This is a genomic window from Compostibacter hankyongensis, from assembly GCF_039541075.1.
In the GTDB taxonomy this organism is placed as follows: Bacteria; Bacteroidota; Bacteroidia; order Chitinophagales; family Chitinophagaceae; genus Compostibacter; species Compostibacter hankyongensis.
Genome location: NZ_BAABFN010000006.1, coordinates 231,530 through 255,132 on the forward strand (window position 1 = coordinate 231,530; position 23,603 = coordinate 255,132).

The 23,603-nt window shown below is 56.2% G+C and carries 16 protein-coding genes; 9 read left to right on the top strand and 7 right to left on the bottom strand.

Features of this window, described 5'->3' with window-relative positions; translation table 11 throughout:
- The first annotated feature begins 67 nt into the window (after positions 1-67).
- From ABD851_RS13310 to ABD851_RS13340, 7 genes are all read left to right on the top strand, one after another.
- A complete protein-coding gene (locus ABD851_RS13310; protein ID WP_344980064.1) occupies positions 68-721 on the top strand; it encodes a bifunctional 4-hydroxy-2-oxoglutarate aldolase/2-dehydro-3-deoxy-phosphogluconate aldolase in 654 nt (217 codons plus the stop codon).
- A gap of 63 nt (positions 722-784) precedes the next feature.
- Positions 785-1,360: an RNA polymerase sigma factor gene (locus ABD851_RS13315; RefSeq protein ID WP_344980066.1), complete on the top strand. Its 576-nt coding sequence runs from the start codon at positions 785-787 to the stop codon at positions 1,358-1,360.
- A 112-nt stretch (positions 1,361-1,472) separates the two neighbouring features.
- The gene (locus ABD851_RS13320; RefSeq protein WP_344980067.1) at positions 1,473-2,603 is read left to right on the top strand and encodes a FecR family protein; all 1,131 of its coding nucleotides are present in this window, start codon (positions 1,473-1,475) and stop codon (positions 2,601-2,603) included.
- A 264-nt stretch (positions 2,604-2,867) separates the two neighbouring features.
- Positions 2,868-6,254: a TonB-dependent receptor gene (locus tag ABD851_RS13325; RefSeq protein WP_344980069.1), complete on the top strand. Its 3,387-nt coding sequence runs from the start codon at positions 2,868-2,870 to the stop codon at positions 6,252-6,254.
- A gap of 22 nt (positions 6,255-6,276) precedes the next feature.
- Positions 6,277-8,178, top strand: a complete 1,902-nt coding sequence (locus tag ABD851_RS13330; RefSeq protein ID WP_344980071.1) for a RagB/SusD family nutrient uptake outer membrane protein — start codon at positions 6,277-6,279, stop codon at positions 8,176-8,178.
- A 25-nt stretch (positions 8,179-8,203) separates the two neighbouring features.
- Positions 8,204-8,962, top strand: coding sequence for a DUF3823 domain-containing protein (locus tag ABD851_RS13335; RefSeq protein WP_344980073.1), 759 nt, complete (start codon positions 8,204-8,206; stop codon positions 8,960-8,962).
- Between the two features lie 65 nt (positions 8,963-9,027).
- Positions 9,028-10,272, top strand: a complete 1,245-nt coding sequence (locus tag ABD851_RS13340) for a glycoside hydrolase family 99 protein (RefSeq protein WP_344980075.1) — start codon at positions 9,028-9,030, stop codon at positions 10,270-10,272.
- Positions 10,273-10,343: 71 nt separating this feature from the next.
- Here ABD851_RS13340 and ABD851_RS13345 read toward each other — a convergent pair whose 3' ends face one another.
- The 6 genes from ABD851_RS13345 to ABD851_RS13370 form a co-directional block, all read right to left on the bottom strand.
- Positions 10,344-11,612 carry a glycoside hydrolase family 5 protein gene (locus ABD851_RS13345; RefSeq protein ID WP_344980077.1) on the bottom strand — a complete coding sequence of 423 codons (1,269 nt, stop codon included), beginning with the start codon at positions 11,610-11,612 and terminating at the stop codon, positions 10,344-10,346.
- A 108-nt stretch (positions 11,613-11,720) separates the two neighbouring features.
- Positions 11,721-13,004, bottom strand: coding sequence for a polysaccharide pyruvyl transferase family protein (locus ABD851_RS13350; protein WP_344980079.1), 1,284 nt, complete (start codon positions 13,002-13,004; stop codon positions 11,721-11,723).
- A gap of 77 nt (positions 13,005-13,081) precedes the next feature.
- Positions 13,082-14,791, bottom strand: coding sequence for a RagB/SusD family nutrient uptake outer membrane protein (locus ABD851_RS13355; protein ID WP_344980081.1), 1,710 nt, complete (start codon positions 14,789-14,791; stop codon positions 13,082-13,084).
- A 13-nt stretch (positions 14,792-14,804) separates the two neighbouring features.
- Complete coding sequence (locus tag ABD851_RS13360) at positions 14,805-18,089, bottom strand: TonB-dependent receptor (RefSeq protein ID WP_344980083.1); 3,285 nt, start codon at positions 18,087-18,089, stop codon at positions 14,805-14,807.
- A gap of 152 nt (positions 18,090-18,241) precedes the next feature.
- Complete coding sequence (locus ABD851_RS13365; protein WP_344980084.1) at positions 18,242-19,477, bottom strand: FecR family protein; 1,236 nt, start codon at positions 19,475-19,477, stop codon at positions 18,242-18,244.
- Between the two features lie 77 nt (positions 19,478-19,554).
- The gene (locus ABD851_RS13370) at positions 19,555-20,154 is read right to left on the bottom strand and encodes an RNA polymerase sigma factor (RefSeq protein WP_344980087.1); all 600 of its coding nucleotides are present in this window, start codon (positions 20,152-20,154) and stop codon (positions 19,555-19,557) included.
- A gap of 152 nt (positions 20,155-20,306) precedes the next feature.
- Here ABD851_RS13370 and ABD851_RS13375 point away from each other — a divergent pair, with 152 nt between their 5' ends.
- On the top strand, positions 20,307-21,506 hold the full coding sequence (locus ABD851_RS13375) for a beta-galactosidase (RefSeq protein ID WP_344980088.1): 1,200 nt from the start codon (positions 20,307-20,309) through the stop codon (positions 21,504-21,506).
- Between the two features lie 81 nt (positions 21,507-21,587).
- Complete coding sequence (locus ABD851_RS13380; RefSeq protein WP_344980090.1) at positions 21,588-22,700, top strand: Gfo/Idh/MocA family protein; 1,113 nt, start codon at positions 21,588-21,590, stop codon at positions 22,698-22,700.
- 6 nt (positions 22,701-22,706) lie between these two features.
- Here ABD851_RS13380 and ABD851_RS13385 read toward each other — a convergent pair whose 3' ends face one another.
- Positions 22,707-23,585, bottom strand: coding sequence for an AraC family transcriptional regulator (locus tag ABD851_RS13385; protein ID WP_344980092.1), 879 nt, complete (start codon positions 23,583-23,585; stop codon positions 22,707-22,709).
- Positions 23,586-23,603: the final 18 nt, after the last annotated feature.

Genomic DNA, 23,603 nt, shown 5'->3' on the forward strand with positions numbered 1-23,603 from the left:
CGTCTTTTCCAGCTGCGGCAACACACAAAGCATTTCATCCGTCAATATTCGGTTTCAAGCTTAAAACATGTCTGATCGTATCTTTTCGCAGGAAGCTTTTGAACGCATGCCGGTTATCGGCATCATGCGGAACTTCGCCCCCGCCGTTACCGCTGCGGTAGTGCCGCTTTTTGAAAAAGCAGGGTTTACCACCCTGGAGATCACGATGAATTCAGCCGGGGCGGAAGATATTATCCGCGATCTGGTGGCCCGTTATCCCGGGCTCAACATCGGCGCCGGCACGGTTTGCGAAATGACCGATCTGGAGCGGGCGCTGGCGGCAGGCGCTTCCTTTATCGTTACCCCGATCGTGAACGAGGAGATCATCCTCCACTGCGCCGCTGATCATATCCCCGTCTTCCCCGGCGCGCTTACCCCTACAGAGGTATACCGGGCCTGGAAGCTGGGCGCGTCGGCCGTAAAGGTATTTCCTTCCGCACAATACGGCGCGGCTTATATCCGCGACCTGAAAGCCCCGTTGCAGCAAGTGCCGCTGCTGCCTACCGGCGGCGTATCCCTAAAAAATATTGCGGACTTCTTCGCAGCCGGCGCTATGGGTGCGGGCATGGGCAGCACCCTTTTTGACAAAACGCTGATCGCCGCCGGCGATTTCGAAGCCCTGTACCATCATTTTGAGCAACTGGCCGCGACCGTCAAAGCCTGTCTTTCCAGGCAGGCCTGAGCCTGCCCCCGCTGTGTCTTCTCGTTTATTATTTTTATATTTACCCCTGCTCATTATGTTACGGTGGCAGTCGACACATTACACGAACACGAATTATTTCGGCGGATAGCTCAGGGGGACGAAGGGGCCTTCCGGGAAATCTTTGACCGTTACCGGGGAAGATTGTATGCGGCCGCCCTGAAGATGACACGCTCCGCTCACCTCGCCGAAGAGATCGTACAGGAAAGCTTTGTCACCCTATGGCTGCACCGGCTGAAGCTGGAAACGGTGGACCGCCCTTCCGCTTATCTCTTTACGATAGCACAAAATGCCATATACGCGCATTTCAGAAAGGGAATGCTTGAAAAAAAGATGCGGGAAAATGCGGGCGCACGGCTCACGCAGACGGAATATGCCGTCGAAGAGCGGCTGGTTTTTAAGGAACGCCAGCAGCTGTTGCAAAATATCCTGCGGCAGCTGCCCCTGCAGCAGCAGCTTGTTTATCAGCTCAGCAAGCAGGAAGGCCTCAGCCGCAGCGAAATAGCCGACCGGCTGCAGGTATCGCCCCATACTGTAAAGAATCACCTGCTAAAAGCGGTGAAATATATCCGCACCCATTTTCACCGGGGCATGATCATCCTGCTGCTGCTCTTCGCCTGAGCTTTTCAAAAAAATTTTTCTCCGGGTAGTACAACGCCGCGTTTCTTTACTCTTATCTTATACGCACCGGATGTTCCGGGATGTTCCGGAACCAAAAGACGCTGAATCCGCCATGCCGCTTTCCGAAGAACGGGCTTATTATCTGCTGCAGGCCTATACCCAGCATACCGCTACGGATGCTGAGGAGGAGGAATTGCTGCAATGGGTAACCGCAGCGCATGATGAAAAGATCCTGCGCCGGTATATAGACCGGCTGATCCGCGCGGGGGAAGGGCTGCCGTTGGCGGAGCCGGACTGGGAAAAGACCTACCGGAAGATATTGCGGCGCTCGCAACAGCGCCGGACGCGTTCCCTCAGGAAGGGCTATGCCGTTGCCGCAACGCTGCTGGCGCTGGTAATGGCGGGCGGCCTCTACCTGCTTTACCCGGCAGAACGGCCTGCAGCGGACCGGCCGACGGCCGCCGCTATACGGCCGGGCAGCTCCAAAGCCTTCCTGCAGGCGGGGGACACGCGGGTGATGCTGAATAAAAAAGATACCAGCTTTACCCTGGCCGGCAACACCATCCAGGTGAACGGCGGCAGGATAAGAACGGCGGACGCGCATCCTGTGCATTATGTGCTGACCACGCCCCGGGGCGGAGAATACAGGGTGGTGCTGGCAGACGGCACCGCGGTATGGATGAATGCAGCTTCCCGGCTGGAATATCCTTCGGTCTTTACCGGGGAGACCCGGCAGGTGCAGCTGGAAGGGGAAGCCTTCTTTGCCGTAGCGTCCGACGCCGGGCATCCTTTTATCGTGAACACCCCCGGACAAAGCATCCGTGTGCTGGGCACAGCATTTAACGTACACGCCTATACGGATGAAAAGGCTACAGTGACAACGCTGGTGCAGGGTAGCGTGGCGGTCCAGAGCGCGGCGCATACCCTGCGGCTGAAACCGGGCGAGCAGAGCCGGCTGGACGGGACCGGTACGCTGTCCCGGATCCCGGATGCGGATACCGGAGCGGCAGTGGCCTGGAAGAACGGCTATTTCCGCTTTGCCGGCGCAGACATCCACACCATCATGCAGCAGCTGTCCCGCTGGTACGACGTCACCGTGCGCTACGAGGAAAATCTGCCCGAACGCTATTTCGGCGCCATCATCCGGCGGGATAACGATATCGCCCAGGTGCTGGATATCCTGGAAGCCACCGGCGGCATCCGTTTTAAAACAAGCGGAAAAGAGATTACGGTGATGCCGTAATGTCCCGTATATATCACCAAAAAAACGTTATGATGAGCGATAAAGATACATGACACTTCCTCAGCCATGCAAAAACCAGAGGCGCTGGCACGCCCCTGGCGTATGTCCGGATCAGGCTGAAACAATGAATCCCGCTAAAGATTACAGACTGTCAGAGACAGCCATTGTTCATTTCAAATCCAAACACTGCAATTTATGCAATTAACCCAGTATTGCAAGGTTTTCCACCGGGAACACCGCTTTATCCATCAAAATCTCCGGGTTATGAAGCTCGTCGTCCTGCTCTTAACCGTTACCTGCCTGCAGCTGAGGGCCGCCAGCTATGCCCAGGAGGTCACCCTCAGAAAAAAAAACGCCCCCCTCGGGAAAATATTTGAGGACATCTACCGGCAGACCGGCTATCAGTTTGCCTACACCTACGACCTGCTGAAGCAATCCAGGAAGGTGAGTATCGATGCCGTAAATATGCCCCTGAAAGAGGCGCTGGACCTTTGTTTCAAAAACCAGCCCTTCACCTATGTGCTGGTGGGCAAAGCGATCATCGTGCAAAAGAAACCTGCGCCGGAGCAGCCCCGGCAGCAGGCGCTTCCACCGGTGGAAGTAAGCGGTCGCGTCACCGACAGCCTGGGCAATGCCCTGGTAGGCGTTACCATCAAGGTAAAAGACGGCAGCAAGGGCGTGGTCACGGATGCCATGGGCGGGTATACCATCCTGGCTCCCGACGACGGCATACTGGTGATATCTTACATCGGGTACCTGACGCGGGAGGTGGCCGTGGGCGGCAGGAAGGAAATCAATATCATACTGAAGCCGGCCGTCTCTGCGCTGAACCAGCTGGTGGTAGTGGGTTACGGCACACAGCTGAAAAGCGCCGTAACCGGTTCGGTATCCTCGGTAAGCGCAAAAGAGATCAACACCACCACCAACGAAAACGTGGAGAACATGCTCACCGGGAAGCTGCCCGGCGTACGGGTGCTGCAGAGCAGCAGCGAGCCCGGCTCCTTCAACAACGCGTTTGACATCCGGGGTTTCGGGACGCCCCTTATCGTGGTAGACGGGGTGCCCCGTTCCAATATCGCCCGCCTCGACCCGCATGATATCGAAAGCATATCGGTGCTGAAAGACGCATCGGCAGCCATATACGGCGTAAGGGCCGCAAACGGCGTAGTGCTGGTCACCACCAAGCACGGCAAGCCCGGCTCGCTGGAGCTGAACTATACGGGTACGGCCGGGCTGCAGCATCCTTCGGGGCTTCCCAGAAACGTAAATGCCGCCGACTGGATGACGCTGAAGAACGAGCAGCAGATGCATAATCCTGACGGGGGCAGCCTGGCTTACCCGCTGTCGGATGTGGACGCATACCGGAAAGGCATCCGGAAAAGCGCCGACTGGTTTGCGCCGGTCATCGACCCCAGCGCTTTCCAGACCGAGCACAACCTCTCGGCACGGGGCGGGACGGACAAGATGCGGTATTACATGAGCCTCGGCTATCTCAAACAGGGCGGTTTCTGGAAAAGCGGCGACCTGAACTACGAGCGGTATAACTTCCGCTCCAATGTAAGCTCCCAGATCACAACGCGACTCAAGGCGGAGCTGTCCGTCTCGGCCATCATGGATCAGAAAAACCAGCCTTATTCCGACTCCTGGGGCATACTCAAATCCCTGTGGCGGCAGATCCCCACACAAACGCCCTATGCCAACGGCGATCCGAAGTTCCTCGGCAATACGCTGGACGGCACCAACCCCGCCGCCATGACCGCTTCGGACGTATCGGGATATAAAACGTCCAACAACAAATGGCTGCAGAGCGCCTTTACGCTGAGCTATGACATCCCCGGCGTGGAAGGGCTGCTGGCCAAGGGTATGTTCAGCTACGACTACACCATGTCCAACAGCAAACGCTATCAGAAAGCCTTTAATCTTTACAATTACGATTCGGCGACCCAGGTCTTCTCACCGGTGATCAGCCAGTCGCCCAGCAACCTCTACCGGGGCTTTACCGAAAACCCGTCGTCGCTGCTGCAGCTCTCGCTCAGCTACGACCACCGGTTTCATGAAGCCCATCACGTGAGCGGTCTGGTGCTTTTTGAGCAAAGCACGCAGAAAGGGGACAACTTCTACGCTTCCAGGGATCTGGCGCTGGAGGTGGACCAGCTGATCGCCGGCAGCTCGCTGAACCAGCAGGGCTACATGAATGCCAACGGGCTGTATAAGCAGGTGAACGAAGGATTGGTGGGCCGGTTCAATTATGACTATAAGTCGAAATACCTCTTTGAATTCAGCTTCCGTTACGACGGGTCTTCCAAATTCCCGCCGGGGCGGCAATGGGGATTTTTCCCGGCCGTTTCCGCCGGCTGGCTTATCTCCCGGGAGAATTTTATTCAGGAAAATGCCGCGCTTTCCTTTATCAGCAACCTGAAGCTGCGCGCTTCCTATGGCAAGATGGGCGACGATGCCGCCTCTTCGTACCAGTTTATTTCGGGCTATACCTACCCGGCCAGCGGCGGCAGCAACCAGGGCCTGGCTTCCGGTTATGTATTCGACGACAACTTTGTAAGCTCCATCGGGTTTACCAACCTGCCCAACCCCAACATCACCTGGTTTACCGTCAATACCTTCAATGCCGGGATAGACCTCGACATGTGGAACGGCTTGCTGGGCGTCACAGCCGACGCTTTCGTCCGCCGGCGCAACGGGTTGCTGGCGACCGAGCTGCTGAGCCTGCCGGCTTCGCTGGGTGCCAGCCTGCCGCAGGAAAATCTGAACAGCGACCAGACCAGCGGTTTCGAGATCTCGGTCAATCACCGGAATACTATCGGGAAGCTGGGATATTATGTATCGGGGAACTTTTCCTATACCCGTACCCGTTGGATCGGCTATGTGCAGGCCCGGGCGGGCAACTCCTACCAGAACTGGCGCAATAACCTGAACAACCGCTACAATGACATCTGGTGGGGATACGGCGCGGCCGGACAGTACGGATCTTATCAGGATATTATCAACAGCCCCGTATATGCGGGACGGAATACCCTTCCCGGCGACTATGTCTACCAGGACTGGAACCAGGACGGCATCATCGACGACTGGGATACCCATCCCATTGCCTCGGGATACAACGGCAACACCAGCCTGGGCACCGCCTCTCCCAACCCTCCGGCCATGTATTTCGGTCTTACCCTCGGCGCGGATTACAAGGGTTTTGACCTGAACGCCCTGTTCCAGGGCGCGGCCATGACCTGGATCGCCTATCCCGAACAGCTGGCGCAGCCGCTCGCCTTCGGCGGCAGCGCGCTGCAGCAGTTCATGGACCGCTGGCATCCCGCCGACCCTACCGCAGATCCTTACGATCCCGCTACCGAATGGATACCCGGCTACTATGCCTATACCGGCACCGTGGCCAACGCCACCTCGGGGCATGCTATAAAAAATGCAGCCTACCTCCGGCTGAAAAGCGTGGAGCTGGGCTATACCCTCCCGGAACAACTTACCGCAAAAGCAGGTATCAAAAACATACGGGTATTCGTCAACGGTTATAACCTGATCACCTTTACCGGTATCCGGTATGTAGATCCCGAGCACCCGTCCAACCTTTACGGATACGTCTACCCGCTGAACAAAACCTATAATGCCGGGCTGAGCATCACCTTTTAGTTACCACGAAAAACATCAACGGATGAAAATAATAAAATCCATAAGCGTCCTGTTCGCCTGCGGCATGCTGTTTACCGCCTGCAGCAAAAAGCTGAATGTGCCGCCCATGAACATCATCAGTGACAACGATATCTTCAACAGCGCCAACGGCATCACGGCCTACATGGCCCGCATGTACAGCCAGATGCCGGTAGAGGATTTCAAGTTCAGCACCGACCAGGGCTATAACAGCTGGAATTACATAAAGTGCCTGGCCACCTTTTCGGGCGAGGGACAGAACAAAAACGTAACCGGACTTACCAACGGCAATACCGGCTACTGGGGCGACGCCTATACGCTTATCCGCGAAACCAATTATTTTATGACCACGCTGCCGAAGTATGCGGCCAACTTTAACAACGATCAGGCCCAGCTGGACCGCTGGATGGCGGAAGCCCGGTTTATCCGCGCCTATACCTATTTTGAGCTGGCCAAGCGGTACGGCGGCGTGCCCATCATCGACAGCGTACAGTATTATCCCGGCACCAGCCTTGAAGACCTGCAGGTGCCGCGCAATACCGAGGAAGAAGTGTTCGGCTATATCGCCGCCGACTGCGATTTTGCCATACAGCACCTGGATGAAACGAGCGAGCAGAAGGGCCGGGTCAACAAGTATGTGGCCGCCGCCCTCAAATCAAGAGCCCTGCTTTTTGCCGGCTCTATCGCCAAATACAACAAAACGCGTCTTTTTGATCGTGACGGCCGCTCCCTGCTCGGCATTCCGGCAGACAAAGCCGATTCTTTTTTCAAAGCCAGCTACGAGGCCTCCCTTATGCTGGAGGGACATTACTCCCTTTATCAGCCGGCGCCGGATAAATACCAGAACTATGTCAATCTTTTTATCGACGACAACAGCCCTGAAAATATCTTTGTAAAGTACTATCACTACCCGGATGTGGTACACAGCTACGATGCACTGGAGATACCTTACCAGCAGGTCGGGGCAAACGGATACAGCTCCTATCTCAACCCCACGCTGGAGTATGTGGAGCTGTTCGGCGGCATTCCCAAAAACGCCGATGGTACCCTGAAGACCAAAGACGCCGATGGCAAATACATTTTATACCCACACCGCCTGGATCTATTTGCCCGGGCTGAGCCGCGGCTGCTGGCTACGGTGATCGTACCGGGCTCCGGCTACCGCGGGGAAGAGATCGACGTGCGCCGCGGCATCTATACCGGCAGCGTAACGGGAGGCATATCCGGGCTTATTCCCGATGGCTATACCGGGAAATATCCCGAGACGAACCTCGTCACCTCTTCCTCCAGCACCCAACAACCCTATACCCTGCCCGACGGCTCAAAGATGAACCCCGCCGGCCTCAGCGGCATCTTCACGGGCGAACCGCATACGGTAACGGGATTCTATATCCGCAAGTACATGGACTCCACCAAAGACGACGCTTCCATGCTGCTGATGCGGTCCGACCAGCACTGGATCGATATGCGGTACGCCGAGATCCTGCTGAACCGGGCCGAGGCCGCCTTTGAGCTGCAGGCCGACGGACAGGGCGGGGCCGATTATCTCGGGGATGCCTATAAGTGTATCAATAGGATACGCGAGCGGGCCGGGGCAAGCCTGCTGAGCGGCCCCGGCGTGATGACGGCCGACACCATACGCATTGAGCGAAAAAAGGAACTGGCCTTTGAAAACAAAACCTGGTGGGACATCCGCCGCTGGAGAACGGCCGACAAGGAAATCAACAACAAGACCTACCGCATGCTGAATCCCTTTTATGCTGCGCAGGCAGACGCCTACTTCTTTGACGTAAGACGCGACGAAAGGAACATCCGCTTCACTTTCAATCCCACCTGGTATTACGAGCCCATACCTTCCGGAGAGCTTACCAAAGATCCCAATCTCATTCAGAACCCCGGGTACTGAGCGTGCTAAAAATTAAATTGGAAACATGAGAAAGATAATCTATTATGCATATGCGGGGATGCTGCTGCTGGCGACCACTGCATGTTTTAAAAAAGACGATTACAGCGTGCCTTCGGAAACGCTGACGGGAAGCATTATCGATTCCACCACCGGTATGCCGATACAGACCGAGCAAGGCAGCGGTATCCGCATCAAGCTGGATGAGCTCAGCTGGAGCGCCAACCCGGTGCCCCTGTATTTCTGGGTAAAGCAGGACGGCACCTTTAACAATTCGCGGCTGTTCCCCGGCCATTACAGGATCACCCCGGTGGATGGTCCCTTTGTTCCGCTGATCCGGCAGGACGGCAATGGAGATACTACGGTCAACAACAGCCAGACGGTGGATATTTCAGGGGTAACCCAGGTAACATTTACCGTAGTACCTTTCCTGAAAGTGGAATGGGTGGGAGACCCGGTGGTGAACCCGGACAGCACGGTATCGGTGAATATCCGGTTTACCAGAGGCACCAGCGACCCGGCTTACCAGTTTAATGTTACCGACGCATACCTGTTTGTATGCGAGGAGCCTTACATCGGGAACAACAACTTTAACAACAAGCTTTCCACCCAGGCGACCTACAGCGGGGAGGCAGGAAACGCCCTGCTCGGGCAAACGATTACCCTCCGCAGCAAGGCGCCTTTGCCTGCCGGCAGGACCTGGTATCTCAGGGTGGGCGCACGCACGGCGGACAATATCCAGAAACGGTATAACTATACTGACGTGAAAACGGTGAATATGCCCTGAGAAAACAATGGCAGGCAGAAGATGCCTGATGTTTCCGCCCGCCGTTCAAACGGTACAAAAAAACGATGATGCGATATTTGTTTATTTCCCTGCTCTTTTGCTGTACGCTGCCGGCAGGGCTGAAGGCCCAGACCGCACATGCGCCCAGGTATCCGACCTACCGCGGTCTCGTGATGGCCGGTTACCAGGGCTGGTTCAATACACCGGGCGACGGCGCGGACCGCGGCTGGCATCATTACCAGAAAGGCGGCACCTTCGGCCCTGGCTCCAGCGTGATCGACTTCTGGCCGGACGTATCCGAATACACGAAGACGTACAAGACGGACTTTGTCTATAAAAACGGGTCGCCTGCCTATGTCTTCAGTCCCTATGATTCCTCCACCGTCAGCCTGCATTTCAAGTGGATGCAGCAATACGGCATCGACGGCGTGTTTATGCAACGCTTTGTCAGCGAGATCAGGAACCCCAGCGGCAAACATCACTTCAACCGGGTGCTGGATTATGCCATGCATGCCGCCACCCGTTACGGCCGCGCCATCTGTATCATGTACGACCTCAGCGGGATGCACCCCGGTGAGGAGCAGCTTGTTTTGCGGGATATCGATGAGCTGTCGGGAAAATACGATCTGCTGCACGGCAGCAAAAGCCCTACTTATCTCCATGAACACGGAAAGCCGCTGGTGGTGGTATGGGGCGTCGGCTTTAACGATCACCGCCGGTACGGCTTCAAAGAAGCGGAAACGATCATACAGAGGTTGAAGAAAAAAGGGTTCAGCGTGATGCTGGGCGTACCCACCTACTGGCGGGAGCTGAAGATGGACGCCCTGCCGGACGAAGCGCTGCACCGCCTGATCCGGGAATGCGACATCATCATGCCCTGGTTCGTGGGCCGCTATGATTCCCGCAGCTTTCCCGGCTTTAAGGAGCTGATCGGCAAAGACCTGGCCTGGTGTAAAACCAACGGGGTGGAATACGCGCCGCTGGCTTTTCCCGGCTTCTCCTGGAAAAACATGAACGGTCCGGATACCCGCAGCATTCCGCGGGACCGCGGCAACTTCTTCTGGCAGCAGGTAGCGGCGGAAAAAGCCGCCGGGGCCGCCATGCTTTATATTGCGATGTTCGACGAGATGAACGAGGGAACAGCCATCTTCAAGTGCGCCACCAGCGACCGTCTCCCGCTGAATGGCGATGGCAGCTTTACCGGCATCGATCCCGACCTGGGCAGCGATTATTATCTCTGGCTGGCCGGACAGGCGGCCCGCTGGTTCCACGGGCAAAGCGGCTATGGCCCGCAGACGCCGCGGCGGTAAGGGCAGCCGGGTATTTGCGGAAGGCGGCTTCGCTGCCGCCCGGTGAAAGCCCCGCGCGGTCAGTCAACCGTTCAGGGCCGGCCGAACAGCGCGCCGATAACATCCTGATGAACGACCAGGTTTCCCGTCCGGTAGTTCCGGGCCAGCTGCAATAAGGTCTGATAAGCCTGCGATGGATCCGGCCGCGGCGCCTGCCCCTTCCAGTAGCGGATGAGCGCCGGATATGCTGCCGGCATCTTTACTTCGAAAGGATTGTTGCTGCCGATCTTTTTGAGCGGCCACCAGCACCAGCCGATATCGTGACTTTCCATCAGCTGCACCGCCTCGCGGTACCACTGGTTGTTGTTCTCCCCGGATTCTCCCAGCCAGAGGGGAACGCCATACTTTTCGCGGATGTCCAGGAATTGCCGGATGGACGCTTCGTTGTTCTTGTTCCAGTATTTGTGAAAGCTCACCGCCATGTTCTCATCCCACAGGGGCAACAGGCCGTTGTGGTTGTTGGCCCAGCAGTTGCCTTCAATAAAGATCAGGTGATGACGGTCCACCGTACGGATGGCGCGCGTGATCTCCTCCAGCAGCTGCCGGAGCGGGGCATTGGTCTTATCGTCGCAGCCGTGATCCTTCTTGTTCTCCGGGTGGTCAAACGACCAGTTGGGTTCGTTGAGCAGATCGTACCCCCCGATCCAGGCTTCATCCTTGTACCGTTCGGCCAGCTTTTTCCAGAGGGCTACCGTCTTCTCCCGGTTGGCGCTGCTCTGCCAGAGGGAGGCGGCGGCGGAATCGCGGTCGGCGATGGGCAGGTCGTGTCCCTGTCCGCCGGGGGCGGCATGCAGGTCGAGGATGAGATAAATATGATCGGCCCGGCACCAGCTCAGCAGACTGTCGGTGAGGCGGAAGCCCTCCGGCAGCCAGGTTTGCTTCCCCGGCGCAGGCTCCTGCTCCGCAGGCAGGGTAAACAGATTGTAATGCATGGGCAGGCGTACCGAGTTAAAGCCCCAGGCCGCCAGCGAGTCGATATCCGATTTTTGCACACCGTCGTGCAGCCATTCCCGGTAGAACTGCTTCATCTTCTCCTCGCCGACCAGCTCGCTGATGCGGGCACGTATGCCCTGCTGGTTAACTGCAACACCGGAAAGTTTTAACATATACGGCTCCTGCAGCATCCATCCGCCCAACCCTATGCCTTTCAGCAGGACCGCCTGTCCGCCGCCGTCCACGATCTTTTTCCCTTGACGGTGCAGGAAGCCCTGCCCCCTTGTTGTGGAAGCCAGCAGCATGAGCGCGGCGCTCCATATGAAGGGGCGGAGCAGAAGACCCGGCTTTCCGGTGATGATGAGCATGGTTTTGCGGTTGTCTGACGGATTTTTCCAGAAACAAAATAGACAAATCGCGGTAATTCTGCAAACCGGAACGCCAGGCGAAGCCTGCCGCTGCCCGGGCAGCCCGGTTTATTTACGGATGTGCCCGATCTCCTGCCGCACCACTCCTGTGGCCGCGGCGTATATCTTACCAACCTGACGCATGCCGGAAGCCACTTTGTCTTTCGCCTGGTCATAATGCTGCCATACCTTCCGCAGCTCAGCAGTGATCTGCGCTCCGCTGCGCTGTTCGATCTCAAAGACCCAGTCGTCAAAGCCAAGGTCGTAGTACATTTGCCCTTTGATGGTATCTTCCGGCTGACGCAGGTAAAAGAAGGGCACGCCGTTGGCGGCGGCGATGATGGGGGAATGACATTCAAAGCTGAGCACGGTGTGCGCCTTGGCATATACCGAAGCCGCCTCATCGGGAAGCCAGTAGCCGCGCTTGATCACATACGGTTTTACATCCGCCGGCAAGGGATCGATCAGCAGCTCATCCATGATGTCCACCTCATAGGTCATCTCGGGGCATACCAGCACCTTATGGCCCGTTTCCCGGACCCAGGCCGTCATCGCTTCGCGCAGCTTGGCATGATCCGCCTCCTTTTTGCTGTCGTTCAGCGCATTGACCTGCCGGATCTTTTCATCGCTCCAGCCGGCGTTGTTTTCCCTGATCTTATAATAGGGCGTGACCCGCAGACGGGGAATGGCGCAGATGAACTTTTGCGCTTCCAGCTTATTTTCCGACAGGAACCGGTCGCCCTTTGCATCATCGCGTATGTCCATATAGAAGGTGGCATCCGGCGCAAAGGAGATGTGCCGGCCGGTTATCCCCGCCGTCTTCAGCACCTTCAGCGAAGCGGTTTCACGGGTATAGATAAAGGAGGCTTTCTCCAGCAGGGTCTTCAGGCTGTCATTGATATTTTGGATGGTGGTCCCAAAGATGCCAAAAGGTTTGGCGGTATGCTTTGCCCAGGCTTCGAGATTCGTTTTGCCCACCACGCTGGGGCCCGAGCCGTGGATCATGATATCCGCATCCCGGAAGGCTTCCATCACTTCCGGGTTGTCCACGTTCTTGTCCGCATCCACGTTCCCGTAGATGATCTTTACTTTGGGAAAATCCCTTTCCAGCATTTTCCGCACGGTTTCGCCGGTACTTCGTTTCCACAGGATGATCCTGGCGCGGGGAATAAAGGTCTGCAGTACATGCAGCAGCCCGGGGGTATGCGCAATGTCGCCGATGTTCACATCCTGCCAGCCGGATACGAGCAGGATAACAGGGTCTTCCTTTCTTTGGGCCCGCAGGATATGCGGCGTCAGCAGGGCGCCGGAGGCCAGCAGGGCGGCGTGCTGTATAAATGTTTTTCTGTGCATGTCCGAGTATTTTGATATTTGTTGAATATAGGGATCCGTATGCTTTCAAAAAAATTCTGCCTCCGGGAAGGCAGTGATCAATACCCGGGGTTCTGTTCGAGCGCTGCCCCGGTATTGGAATTGATCGCGCGCTGCGGGATCGGCCAGAGCTGGTTAAAGGGCCTGATGGTGGCGGCGGACGCGGGGTTATACCGGCGGACGCGGTCATACAATACACCCATCCTCACCAGCGTGCGCCGGCGTGGCTCTTCGATCACCAGCTCCCTCGCGCGCTCATCCAGTATAAAGTCGACGGATACATCCGCGGCCGTAATGGGCTTGACATGCGCGCGGCTCCGGATGACATTGATATCGTTTTTGGCGTCTTCGCGGTCCCCCTTTCTGAAGTAAGCTTCGGCCCGCAGCAGGTAGGTCTCCGCCAGCCGCATCCTGATGACATCATTGGGGGTGGCCCCGAGGGTCACGTCGTCGTTGAAGGGCAGACCGTCGATCTTCCGGATCCAGGGATAGTACCCCCGGGTGGTGTCCAGGATTTGTCCCGTGAGCGTGCCGTCTTCCTTAGCTACCACCAGTCGGCCTTTGGCATCCCTGCCCGTCAGGATCTTTTTCCCGAGGTACTCCGGGTCGGCGGGGTTATCATAATAAAACTCCCGCCGGATGTTGTACGGGGAGTTCCGCATATCCCCGGTGTCCCCGTCCCAGATCCGGTATTTGAAATAATTGGTGGGGATCATGACGCCAATGCCTCGCAGCATTTCCTTGGATGAGATATTGGACACCCCGTTCGGGGTTTTGATCTTATCATATTCCATCCCCCAGAGCCGGGCAAGAAGGTTACCGGAACTGCCGGTACCGGTGCCGCCGCCAATGGTATAGCTTTCGAACTGCAGGGACCAGATCACTTCCAGGTTGCCGGAAGACCGGTTCTGCTGGTTGGTCCAGAACAGGTCGGAAAAAACGTCGCCCTCGCGGGTCAGGTCCCCGAACCGTTCGGTCATCAGCTTATAATTACCGACCTCCCCGTTGATGACCTTGCCGGCAGCGGAAACTGCCTGATCATAAAAGGCGTCGTCGCCGGTTTCCATGCCCAGGCTGATATAGACCTCCGCCAGCAGGTGGTAAGCGGCTGCGCGGTAGATTCGCCCGTCTGATACATTTCCAACAACCGGAAGGCTGTCGGCGGCATCTTCGAGGTCCTTGCGGATAAACTCCAGCACTTCCTTCCTGCCGGCGCGCTGAAAGTCGAACTTGGGTGTGGTGATCTGGTGGTCCACGATGGGCACGCCCCCATACAGGTTCACCAGCACATTATAGGCATAGGCCCTGAAAAACTTGGCCTGCCCCAGGAAGGATGCCCTGGCAGAGGCAGATAGCTGTACCTCCGGGTTATCCAGGTTGTCCAGGATCAGGTTGCATTGACGGATCATGTCCTCATAGGCCCAGTTCCAATACGTGTTCACCGGATCATACTCCGAATTCAGCAGCGTATAGTCCTTAAAGCCCCGGCTGTCGGGCCGGCCCCAGTCGCATATATCGGTGCCCAGGTTCATGTAGTCGAAGTTGACTCCTCCCAGGGTACATTCTTCGCGCGCGGTATAGTAAAGCGCCACCACAGCGGTCTCGAACCCCGCCGAATCGACCAGGAGGCTTTCGGGGCTGAACTGGTCCAGCGGCTTTTCATCCAGGAAGGAGTCCTTGCAGCCGTTAAGAACAAAGGCGGAAACCAGCAGCAGCGCTGTACAGAAAGCCCTGCCGGCGCCAGTTATTGAGCTGATATGATTTTTCATGTGTTTCGGAAGTTTAAAGCTGAATGTTCAGTCCAACGGTATAGGATTTCAACAAGGGCCCGTTGTCGCCCGGGCTCCTCGCGCCGGCGCCGAATTCAGGATCCCAGCCCATCCAGCGCGTCCAGGTGACCAGGTTCTTTCCGCTGACATACACCTTCACCGCGTGCATCTTTATCCTCTCTACCAGGGATTGGGGAAGATCGTAGGAGAGCGATACATCCTGGAGGCGGACAAAGCTCCGGCTCTGGTAGAACAGGTATCCCAGGGGATCGCGGTAATTGATGGCAGGATAGGTATTGCTCGGGTGTTCGGGTGTCCAGTGCGGCACATCCAGGGTATTGAACAGATCGTAATAATTGGTGCCGGGGTTCAGCGTGGGGATCGCGCTTTCCCCGCCCTGGCGGATGTTGAACATGAACATCAGGGCTATTCCTTTATAGGAAAAAGTATTGGTGACGCCGGCCAGGAAATCCGGTTCGCTGGAGCTGATCACCTGCTTGTCGTCGGGAGTGATGACGCCGTCCCCGTTGATGTCCCTGAACCGGACATGCCCCGGCTTGGCGCTCGGGATCAGGGACAGATCGTCACCTTCCTGGTAGATGCCGTCAAACACATAGTCGTAATTCGAGCCAAGGGGGTAGCCGATAAACCATTTGTTGTTGATATCGTCGTCCTCTTTCCCGTCCTTATTCAGGTCATTCCCCGTCAGCTTGACGATCTTGTTCCGATTCAGCGAAAAGGCGATCCGGGTGTTCCAGGTAAAGCCGTTCTGCTGGATATTGGTCGTATTCAGCGATAACTCAAAACCCTTGTTCTCCGTTTCCCCGATATTCCGCAGAAACGAGGTGAAGCCGGACATGTTAGGGATGCTCTGGTTGAGCAGCAGGTCTTTGGTCTGGGTACGGTAATAATCCATCGTACCGCTTATCCTGTTGGACAGGATGCTGAAGTCGATCCCGAAGTTGGTGCTGGCCGTGGCCTCCCAACTCAGGTCCGGGTTACCCAGCGAGGTGGTGTACAACCCCACGGAGGTGGCGCCCCCGTCGCCGAAGACATAGTTTACCTGGCTCAGCTTGCTCAGGGAAGAATAAGCGCTGACACCCCGGTTCCCGTTCTTGCCCCAGGAAGCGCGGATCTTCAGGCTGTTCACGGCCTTGACGTCGGCAAAGAAATCTTCTTCGGAGATATTCCAGCTCAGCCCGACGGCGGGGAAGACGCCGTATTTCTTCCCGCGGCCGAAAGCCGAATAGCCATCGCGCCTCACCGTAAAATCTGCAATGTATTTGCCTTTGTATCGATACCCGACGCGACCCATGGAGGAAACCTGCTGGCTTTTACCGGCGCCCGTATTGATGGAAAAGTTGTCCCCGATCTCCAGCCCGTTGTACCCCAGCAGGTCGTTAAAGATATTCTTGCTGCTCAGCGCGGAATTTTCGTACTTGTTCGTATAGATCCCGTACATCAACGTCAGGCTGACATCATGATCGCGGGCGATGACCTGATCATATTTGAGGATGTTCTCCACCGTCAGGTTGTCCGATTCCGCATAGGACTTGCTGCCGCTGCCGAGATTAAAGAACTGCTCCCGTTTAAAGGAAGGCGTATAATTGAAATCCCGGTCGTTCCTGGCGGTATATCCCACGTTCAGGCGATAGGTCAAACCGTCCAGGGGCAGCGAAACGTCGGCGTATGTGTTGGTGAAAAGCGTTTTGGTAACGTTCAGATTATCGTTCAGGAGCGTTTTGGTCAGCGGGTTGGGCACGGCGCCCAGGTTCATCGGCAGCGGGCGCGGGACGCCGTCATCGTAATAGAGGTCTGCAAAGGGACTTATCTGGCTGGCCGCGCCCAGGTCGGCCCTTACCCCGGAGTTGTCCCTTACGCTGTATCCCGTGTTCGTGCCGATATGCAGCCAGTCCGTGACGGTCACATCGAGGTTGATCCTGGCCGCAAGATGGCTGAAGTTATCCCCCATCACGGGCGACTTCACGTTCGTATAGGATCCGGAAAAATAATAATTCACCCAGTTGCTTTTCCCGGAGATGCTCAGCTCGTTGCTGTACACCGGCGCACGCCGTTTGATCGCTTTCCAGGGGTCGATGCTTTTCCCCGCTTCGATATTGTCTACCTCCAGCGGCTGGAAGGGGAGCGGGCCGCCGTCGGCAGCCTCCGCATCCTTGCGCGCCTGCAGGTACTGCGCAGCGTCAAGGTAATCGGGCAGGTGGGCAAAGTCGGAAACCCCGTAATAGGTATTCAGCGAGATCCTTGGTTTGGCGGTGGTGCCTTTTTTCGTGGTAATCAGGATGACGCCGTTTGCCGCCAGGGAGCCATAGATCGCCGAGGAGCTGGCGTCCTTTAAGATATCGATGGAAGCAATATCGTTGGAGTTGATATCCGACAGGCTTCCGCCGGCATAGATGATCCCGTCCAGCACGATCAGAGGGGCATTGCTGGCAGAGATCGAGTTCCGCCCCCGGATCGTGATGGAGGCGTCGGAGCCAGGCCTGCCATTATCCGTTACCGTTACTCCGGCCACCGTGCCCCGAAGGTTCTGCACCGGGTTCGCATTGGGCAGCAGACGGCTTTGTTCCAGATCCACCCTTGCGAGTGCGCCGGTCAGGTCTTTTTTCTTCTGTGATCCGTAGCCCACCACCACCAGCTGGTTCAGCGAAGAGATGCTGGCTTTCATGACCACATCGATGGTAGAAAGCCCGTCGATGAGTATCTCTTGCTTATCAAAGCCGACATAGGTAAAGACCAGCACGCCTTCCGGGTTATCCACCTTTAGGGTATAATTTCCGGCCGCATCGGTGACCGTGCCTACACCCGATTCCTTCAGGGAAACGGTGACTCCTTCGAGGGGCTTGCCGTTCGCATCGGTCACGTTGCCGCGGATACCGGCCTGCGGAGCTGCCGTTACCGGCGGGAATGGGTCCGGAACCTTTATCCGGGTGTTTACAATGATGACCTTATTGATGATGTGATAGGTAAAAGGCTGCGCTTCAAAACATTTTTTGAGGGCCTCTTCCAGGGATACGTGTCGCAGGTTAAGCGTGACCTTTCGCGCCTTCACCGACAGGTTACCGGCATAGAAGAAGGTATAGCCCGTCTGCTGCTCAATTTCATGAAAGATCTGCTTCAGGGGAGTATTTTGCGCGGAAAGAGTGATGGTCTGGGAATAAGCACCGGCGCTCACCTGCAGGGAAAAAGCGGTTAATAAGAGGACCGAGAGCTTCATGACCTTCAGTGCTTTGGCGGTAAAGAACCCATGCATGGCCTTACCATGTATAGTTATTTTCATACTTTTGTATGGTTTGGTTTTTCTAAAGTCATTCGTCGTGGCTCAAAGGATAACCGGACCTTGACCGGTGGTGTTAGCGCACCCCGGTTTTTTTATTCCGGACAAGGCCATCAAGAATCGCGTGCTCGCATAATGTGTGTTTTTAAAATGTATTAAGGCTCCACCACAATCGTGCTGTCTCTTATCTTAAAATGCACCCAGCCGGTGGATTGCAATATGTTTAACAAAGTAGAGACATTGACATTCCTCGGCACCTTTCCGGTGAACAGCTGGGAAATGCCCCCCTGGTAATCGATGTCCACATTATACCAGCGGGACACCTGCCGCATAATGGTGGAAATGGAATCGCTCTGGAACTGAAAATAGCCGTTCTTCCAGGCCATGATGGCCTCCAGGTCGGGATCTTCCACCAGGACCATCTTCCCGGCCCGGTCCAGCCGGGCCTGCTGCCCGGGCAACAGCATCCGCTGCTGCCCGTTCCCCGATACCCGTACGCTTCCCCGGAGCAGGGTAGTCTTTACAATCGCTTCATCCCGGTAGGCGTTGACATTAAAATGCGTGCCCAGCACCATCACTTTCATACCGCCGGCCTTGACGATAAAAGGGATGTTTTCTCCATTGCCTCGCGTACCGGAGGTACGGTGAGCCACTTCGAAATAGGCTTCCCCGATCAGCTCCACTTCCCGGACCTTTCCGCCGAATACCGAAGGGAAACGGATCGAAGATGCTGCGTTTAGCCATACCCGTGTTCCGTCCGGCAGGATGAGACCGTATTGTCCGCCCCTCGGCGTACGCAGGGTGTTCAGCACGCCGTTCCCTACTGCGGACTGCCGGCCGGAAACACCGCCGGCAGCGGTGTAGGCCACCAGGCCGTTCTGCCGTTTCACTACCTTGGCATTGCCCTGCAGGAGCAGCGTACCGCTTTGCAGGCTGTCCAGCAGGATGGCAGATCCGTTGGCCAGCATCAGGACAGCCTTGTTGCCGCCGGGAGCGAGGTCGTTTTCCGGTCCCTGCCTCCCACTATGGCTCTCCGCTGTGGGCCGGATGGCTTTCCGGTAAGCCAGGAAATAAATACCGGTCCCGGTCAGCAGCAGGACTGCGGCGGCAGCGGCTACACGAAGGACGGACCTCCGCACCACGGAAGCGCGGCGCTTTTCAGGCACGGCTGTTTTCCGGCGAATGCGCTGCGCCATCCGGTCCCAGTCCCGCTCCTCCGGCCGGCTGCCGGCAGGCTGGTCATGCCAGAGCCGCCAGAGATCCTGCTTTACAGGATCGTCTTCCTCCAGCTCCGCAAAACGTGTCCAGAACTCCCGTAGTTCATCGGGGGTGCCGGTATCCCGGAGGTATCGCTGAAACAGGTATCGCAGCCGCTGAGGATCAGAAGACATAACCAATGCTTGTACCCATAAGACGGCACCAAACGAGAGAAAGGGCTATTAAAGGGTAAAAAAACCGACGCGCGTTTTCAGGCCAAGAGGAAGAAAAGGGAAAGCGCGGCCTTACCCAACCCCTGGTGCTGGAGAAAGCTGCTGATGGAGCGGGTGGCCGCCATCATCGTGTTCTTAACCGTGTTGCGGGAAAGGTTCAGGGCAGCGGCGATCTGGTCATGGGTCAGTCCCTGCTCGCGGCTAAGGGTATAGATCAGCTTTCGCTTTGGCGGCAACCGGTTGACCGCCTCGCGGAGCAGCTTCCGGCATTCGGTATCGATCAGCAGATCGTCGGCCGTCTTTTCGGAAGAACGCTCAAGCCGCTCAAGGTAAGCCTGCTGTAGGCGGGCATGACGGGAGGCGGTCTTTAGAAAATCGACAGCTTTATGATAGGCTACTTTATGCAGGAAAGGCTCCATTTGCCGGATCTGGATCGCCAGCTCCCTTCCTTCCCATAATTTGACAAAAATATCAACGACGATCTCTTCTGCGACCTCAGCAGATTTGGTGATCTTTCGCAGGTAGCCGTACAGCTTATCCCTGTAGCGCTCGAACAGCATGTTAAAGGCCGCCTCATCGCCGGCTGCCAGACCGGACAGCAAAGCAGCATCATCGGGTATCGGAGGAGGAGTGTACAAATCGGAATATCTGTATTGACCGGTTTAAAATTAATTAAAACTGTGGTTCCCATCCGGGAATTTATTTACCGGACGCATGATCCTGGAAAAGAAAAGCGTCATATGCGCTATGCTTCCTTTCGTCAAAATACAAAAAGCCGTATTATTGATCCATGAAAAATATCCATCTTCTCTTGTTACTGTGTTGGACTTCCCTGTATATGCAGCCCGCCGCAGCCCAGGAACGGATAAGCGCTTCCGGCGACATCCCTATCCTGGCCTGGTATGGCATCCCGGCCGGTCAGACCTCTCTTGCCCGCTATGAGGAGCTGAAAGCCTCAGGGATCACCTACCAGTTTACCAACTTTCCGGATGCGGAAGCGATGGCCAAGGCGCTGGATATCGCCCGAAAAGCCGGGATAAAGATGATCGTAGCCTGTCCCGAGCTGAAAACCGATACCCGGAATACGGTGCGGCGGTTTATGCATCATCCCGCCGTTGCCGGTTATTTTCTCCGGGATGAACCCGGTAAAAAAGATTTTCCTGACCTGGCCGAATGGGCAAAAAAGATCCAATCGGTGGATAAAGCCCATTTCTGTTATCTCAACCTGCTGCCCACTTACGGCGCGGGAGCGCTCGGCACCAGCACTTACCGGGAATATGTCCATACCTTCATAAAAACCGTTCCCCTGCAGCTGCTCTCGTTCGATCATTATCCCGTGGTCGGCGATTCATTGCGCTGGGACTGGTACGATAACCTGGAGGTCTTCTCCGATGAAGCGCGGAAGGCCGGAAAGCCTTTCTGGGCCTTTGCGCTTACCGTGTCGCATGGCCCGTACCCCATACCTACGGTAGCCGAACTGAAGCTGCAGGTATTCAGCGACCTGGCCTACGGGGCGCAAGGCATCCAGTATTTCACCTACTGGACGCCGACGGGCACACAGTGGGATTTTCATCACGGTCCCATCACGCCCGAAGGCAAGCGCAGCGAGATCTATGACCGCATCCGGACCATGAATAAGGAAATTAAAAGCCTGTCCGGTGTTTTCCTGGGCGCGAAGGTCGTTTCCGTTTCGCATACGGGAGACAGTATCCCGTACGGGACAAAACGCCTGACCACCTTGCCCGCACCCATCAAGACGCTGGAAACAAAGGGAAAGGGCGCCGTGGTATCCGTGTTGAAGAATGGGCAAAACACTTTTCTCGTGGTGGTCAACCGCGACTTCCGTCAGCCCATGGAGCTGACCATCCACTGCGACGGGGGCGTAAAAAAAGTATTGAAGGACGGCTCCCTCGTTCCGGCGAACGCTTACCTGCCCACCCTGGAGGTCGATCCGGGCGATATGGCTGTCTATCAGTGGACCACCCCATAGGGGGAAACAGGACACATTTGCCGAAAATGCGTATATTGGGGTAACCTCCGGGGCTCCTGTTAACCTTTTGAAACCACTGTTATGGATACACGTCGCAATTTCCTGCAAAAGATGGCGGTCTCTGCCGTCGTGCTGCCTTTCCTCCCCTTGTCCGGCTTTTCGTCCGTCCGGAAAGATCCGGTACCCGAAGGCCCCTTGCTGCGGGTGGCCATTCTGGGCCTCGGCGGTTACGGCGGCCGGGTGGCGGAAGCCATGCAATCCTGCAAACGGGCCAGGCTGGTGGGGCTGGTCAGCGGTACACCGGAGAAGCTCAGCACCTGGGGCACCCGTTATAATATCCCGGAGAAGAACCGCTACAACTACGAGAATTTCGACCGCATAAAAGACAATCCCGATATCGACGTGGTGTATGTCATCACCCCCAACTCGCTGCATCACGATCATGTGATCCGCGCGGCAAAGGCGGGCAAGCATGTCATCAGCGAAAAGCCGATGTCGTTAAATGCGCAGATGGGACAGGAGATGGTAGACGCCTGCAAAAAAGCGGGCGTAAAGTTGCTCGTCGGCTATCGTATGCACTTCGAGCCACGCACCCTGGAGGTGGTCCGGATGCGCAAAAACGGCGAGTTCGGCAAGATCATGTTCTTTCAGGGACAATGCGGCTTTAAGATAGGCGATCCTACACAATGGAGGCTGAAAAAGGACATGGCCGGCGGCGGTTCCCTGATGGACATCGGCATCTATGCCATCAATGGCGCGCGCTATATGACCGGCGAGGATCCGGTATGGGTGACGGCCCAGGAAACCAAAACAGACCCGGTAAAATTCAGGGAGGGGGTGGATGAAACCATACAGTTCCAGCTGGGCTTTCCCGGCGGGGCAGTGGCCTCCTGCCTCTCCACGTACAACATGAACAACCTGGACCGTTTTTATCTCGACGGGCAGAAGGGTTTTGCCGAAATGCAACCCTCAACGGGCTACGGCCCGATCAAAGGCCGCACCCACAAGGGCGAGCTCACCCAGCCGGTGGTCACCCACCAGACGGCGCAGATGGATGCCATGGCGGGGATCATTCTCCATGGTGAAAAGCCTGAAGTGCCGGTAGACGGGGAAGAAGCGGTAAAGGACCTGAAGATCATCGACGCCATCTACCGCGCCTGCCGGACAGGACAGCGCCAGGAGCTGAAGCTGTGAGCAGGTTCAGACAATCAGCGTATCGTTGGCCCGCTTCAGGGTATTACGGTAAGCCATAGGCGTCTGGCCCATGATATTTTTGAACTGCCGGTTAAAATAGGAGATATTCTTAAACCCGCATTCGTAGCCGATGTCGGCGATTCCCCGGTCCTCCTTTAACAGCAGGTCCGCGGCATGCACCACCCGGACGTTATTCACAAACTGGGAAAAGGTTTGCTGGGTCCTGCTTTTAAAATACCGGCAGAAAGCGGCTTCATTCAGACAGGCGAGCGCGGCAGCTTCCCGGTTGTAGATCTCGTCCTTAAAATTCTCGATTACATATTTCAGCACCGGCTCCAGCCGTGCGGAATCCGCATTGTTCAGCGTTACGCGGGATACCTCCGGATTGATCAGGCTAAGATCGTTTCTGCCTGACAGCAGATTGATCAGCTGCAGCAGGATGATCAGCGCATCCATCCCGCTTTTCTGAGTGATCGAGGTAAAGTAGCCGTGCATCAGCGCATCGGTGTCGGTCACTTTTATGCCAAAGGCGGCGTTCTGAAACAGGTCGCGGCTTCTGGCCATCTCCGCATTTGAAAAAAAATCCTTTCCAAGGAAATCCCCCCTGAAAAAGATCACAATGGCATGCGCCGTTTCACCCGATGAGATAAACGACCGTTCGTTATAAAAACAATGGGCAAATCCCGGGGCAAACAGGAAGACCTCATTATCCTTAAAATTCAGCACCTTGTTTCCCGCATACAATTTCCCGTAACTTCTGACGATCAGGATAAGCTCATAGAGATCGTGAAAATGAAAGGGCGAGGTAAAATGATCCTGGCGATATTCCTTTACTATAAATCCCATCCCCGGGTTCGGCGACTGGTGTTCGTAGACAATCTTCATATCAGCAAATCTTTACTC

Coding starts and splice junctions, on each gene's coding strand:
- ABD851_RS13310 (WP_344980064.1), top strand. CDS start 68: ATGTCTGATCGTATCTTTTCGCAGGAAGCTTTTGAACGCATGCCGGTT.
- ABD851_RS13320 (WP_344980067.1), top strand. CDS start 1,473: ATGCCGCTTTCCGAAGAACGGGCTTATTATCTGCTGCAGGCCTATACC.
- ABD851_RS13325 (WP_344980069.1), top strand. CDS start 2,868: ATGAAGCTCGTCGTCCTGCTCTTAACCGTTACCTGCCTGCAGCTGAGG.
- ABD851_RS13330 (WP_344980071.1), top strand. CDS start 6,277: ATGAAAATAATAAAATCCATAAGCGTCCTGTTCGCCTGCGGCATGCTG.
- ABD851_RS13335 (WP_344980073.1), top strand. CDS start 8,204: ATGAGAAAGATAATCTATTATGCATATGCGGGGATGCTGCTGCTGGCG.
- ABD851_RS13340 (WP_344980075.1), top strand. CDS start 9,028: ATGATGCGATATTTGTTTATTTCCCTGCTCTTTTGCTGTACGCTGCCG.
- ABD851_RS13345 (WP_344980077.1), bottom strand. CDS start 11,612: ATGCTCATCATCACCGGAAAGCCGGGTCTTCTGCTCCGCCCCTTCATA.
- ABD851_RS13350 (WP_344980079.1), bottom strand. CDS start 13,004: ATGCACAGAAAAACATTTATACAGCACGCCGCCCTGCTGGCCTCCGGC.
- ABD851_RS13355 (WP_344980081.1), bottom strand. CDS start 14,791: ATGAAAAATCATATCAGCTCAATAACTGGCGCCGGCAGGGCTTTCTGT.
- ABD851_RS13360 (WP_344980083.1), bottom strand. CDS start 18,089: ATGAAAATAACTATACATGGTAAGGCCATGCATGGGTTCTTTACCGCC.
- ABD851_RS13365 (WP_344980084.1), bottom strand. CDS start 19,477: ATGTCTTCTGATCCTCAGCGGCTGCGATACCTGTTTCAGCGATACCTC.
- ABD851_RS13375 (WP_344980088.1), top strand. CDS start 20,307: ATGAAAAATATCCATCTTCTCTTGTTACTGTGTTGGACTTCCCTGTAT.
- ABD851_RS13380 (WP_344980090.1), top strand. CDS start 21,588: ATGGATACACGTCGCAATTTCCTGCAAAAGATGGCGGTCTCTGCCGTC.
- ABD851_RS13385 (WP_344980092.1), bottom strand. CDS start 23,585: ATGAAGATTGTCTACGAACACCAGTCGCCGAACCCGGGGATGGGATTT.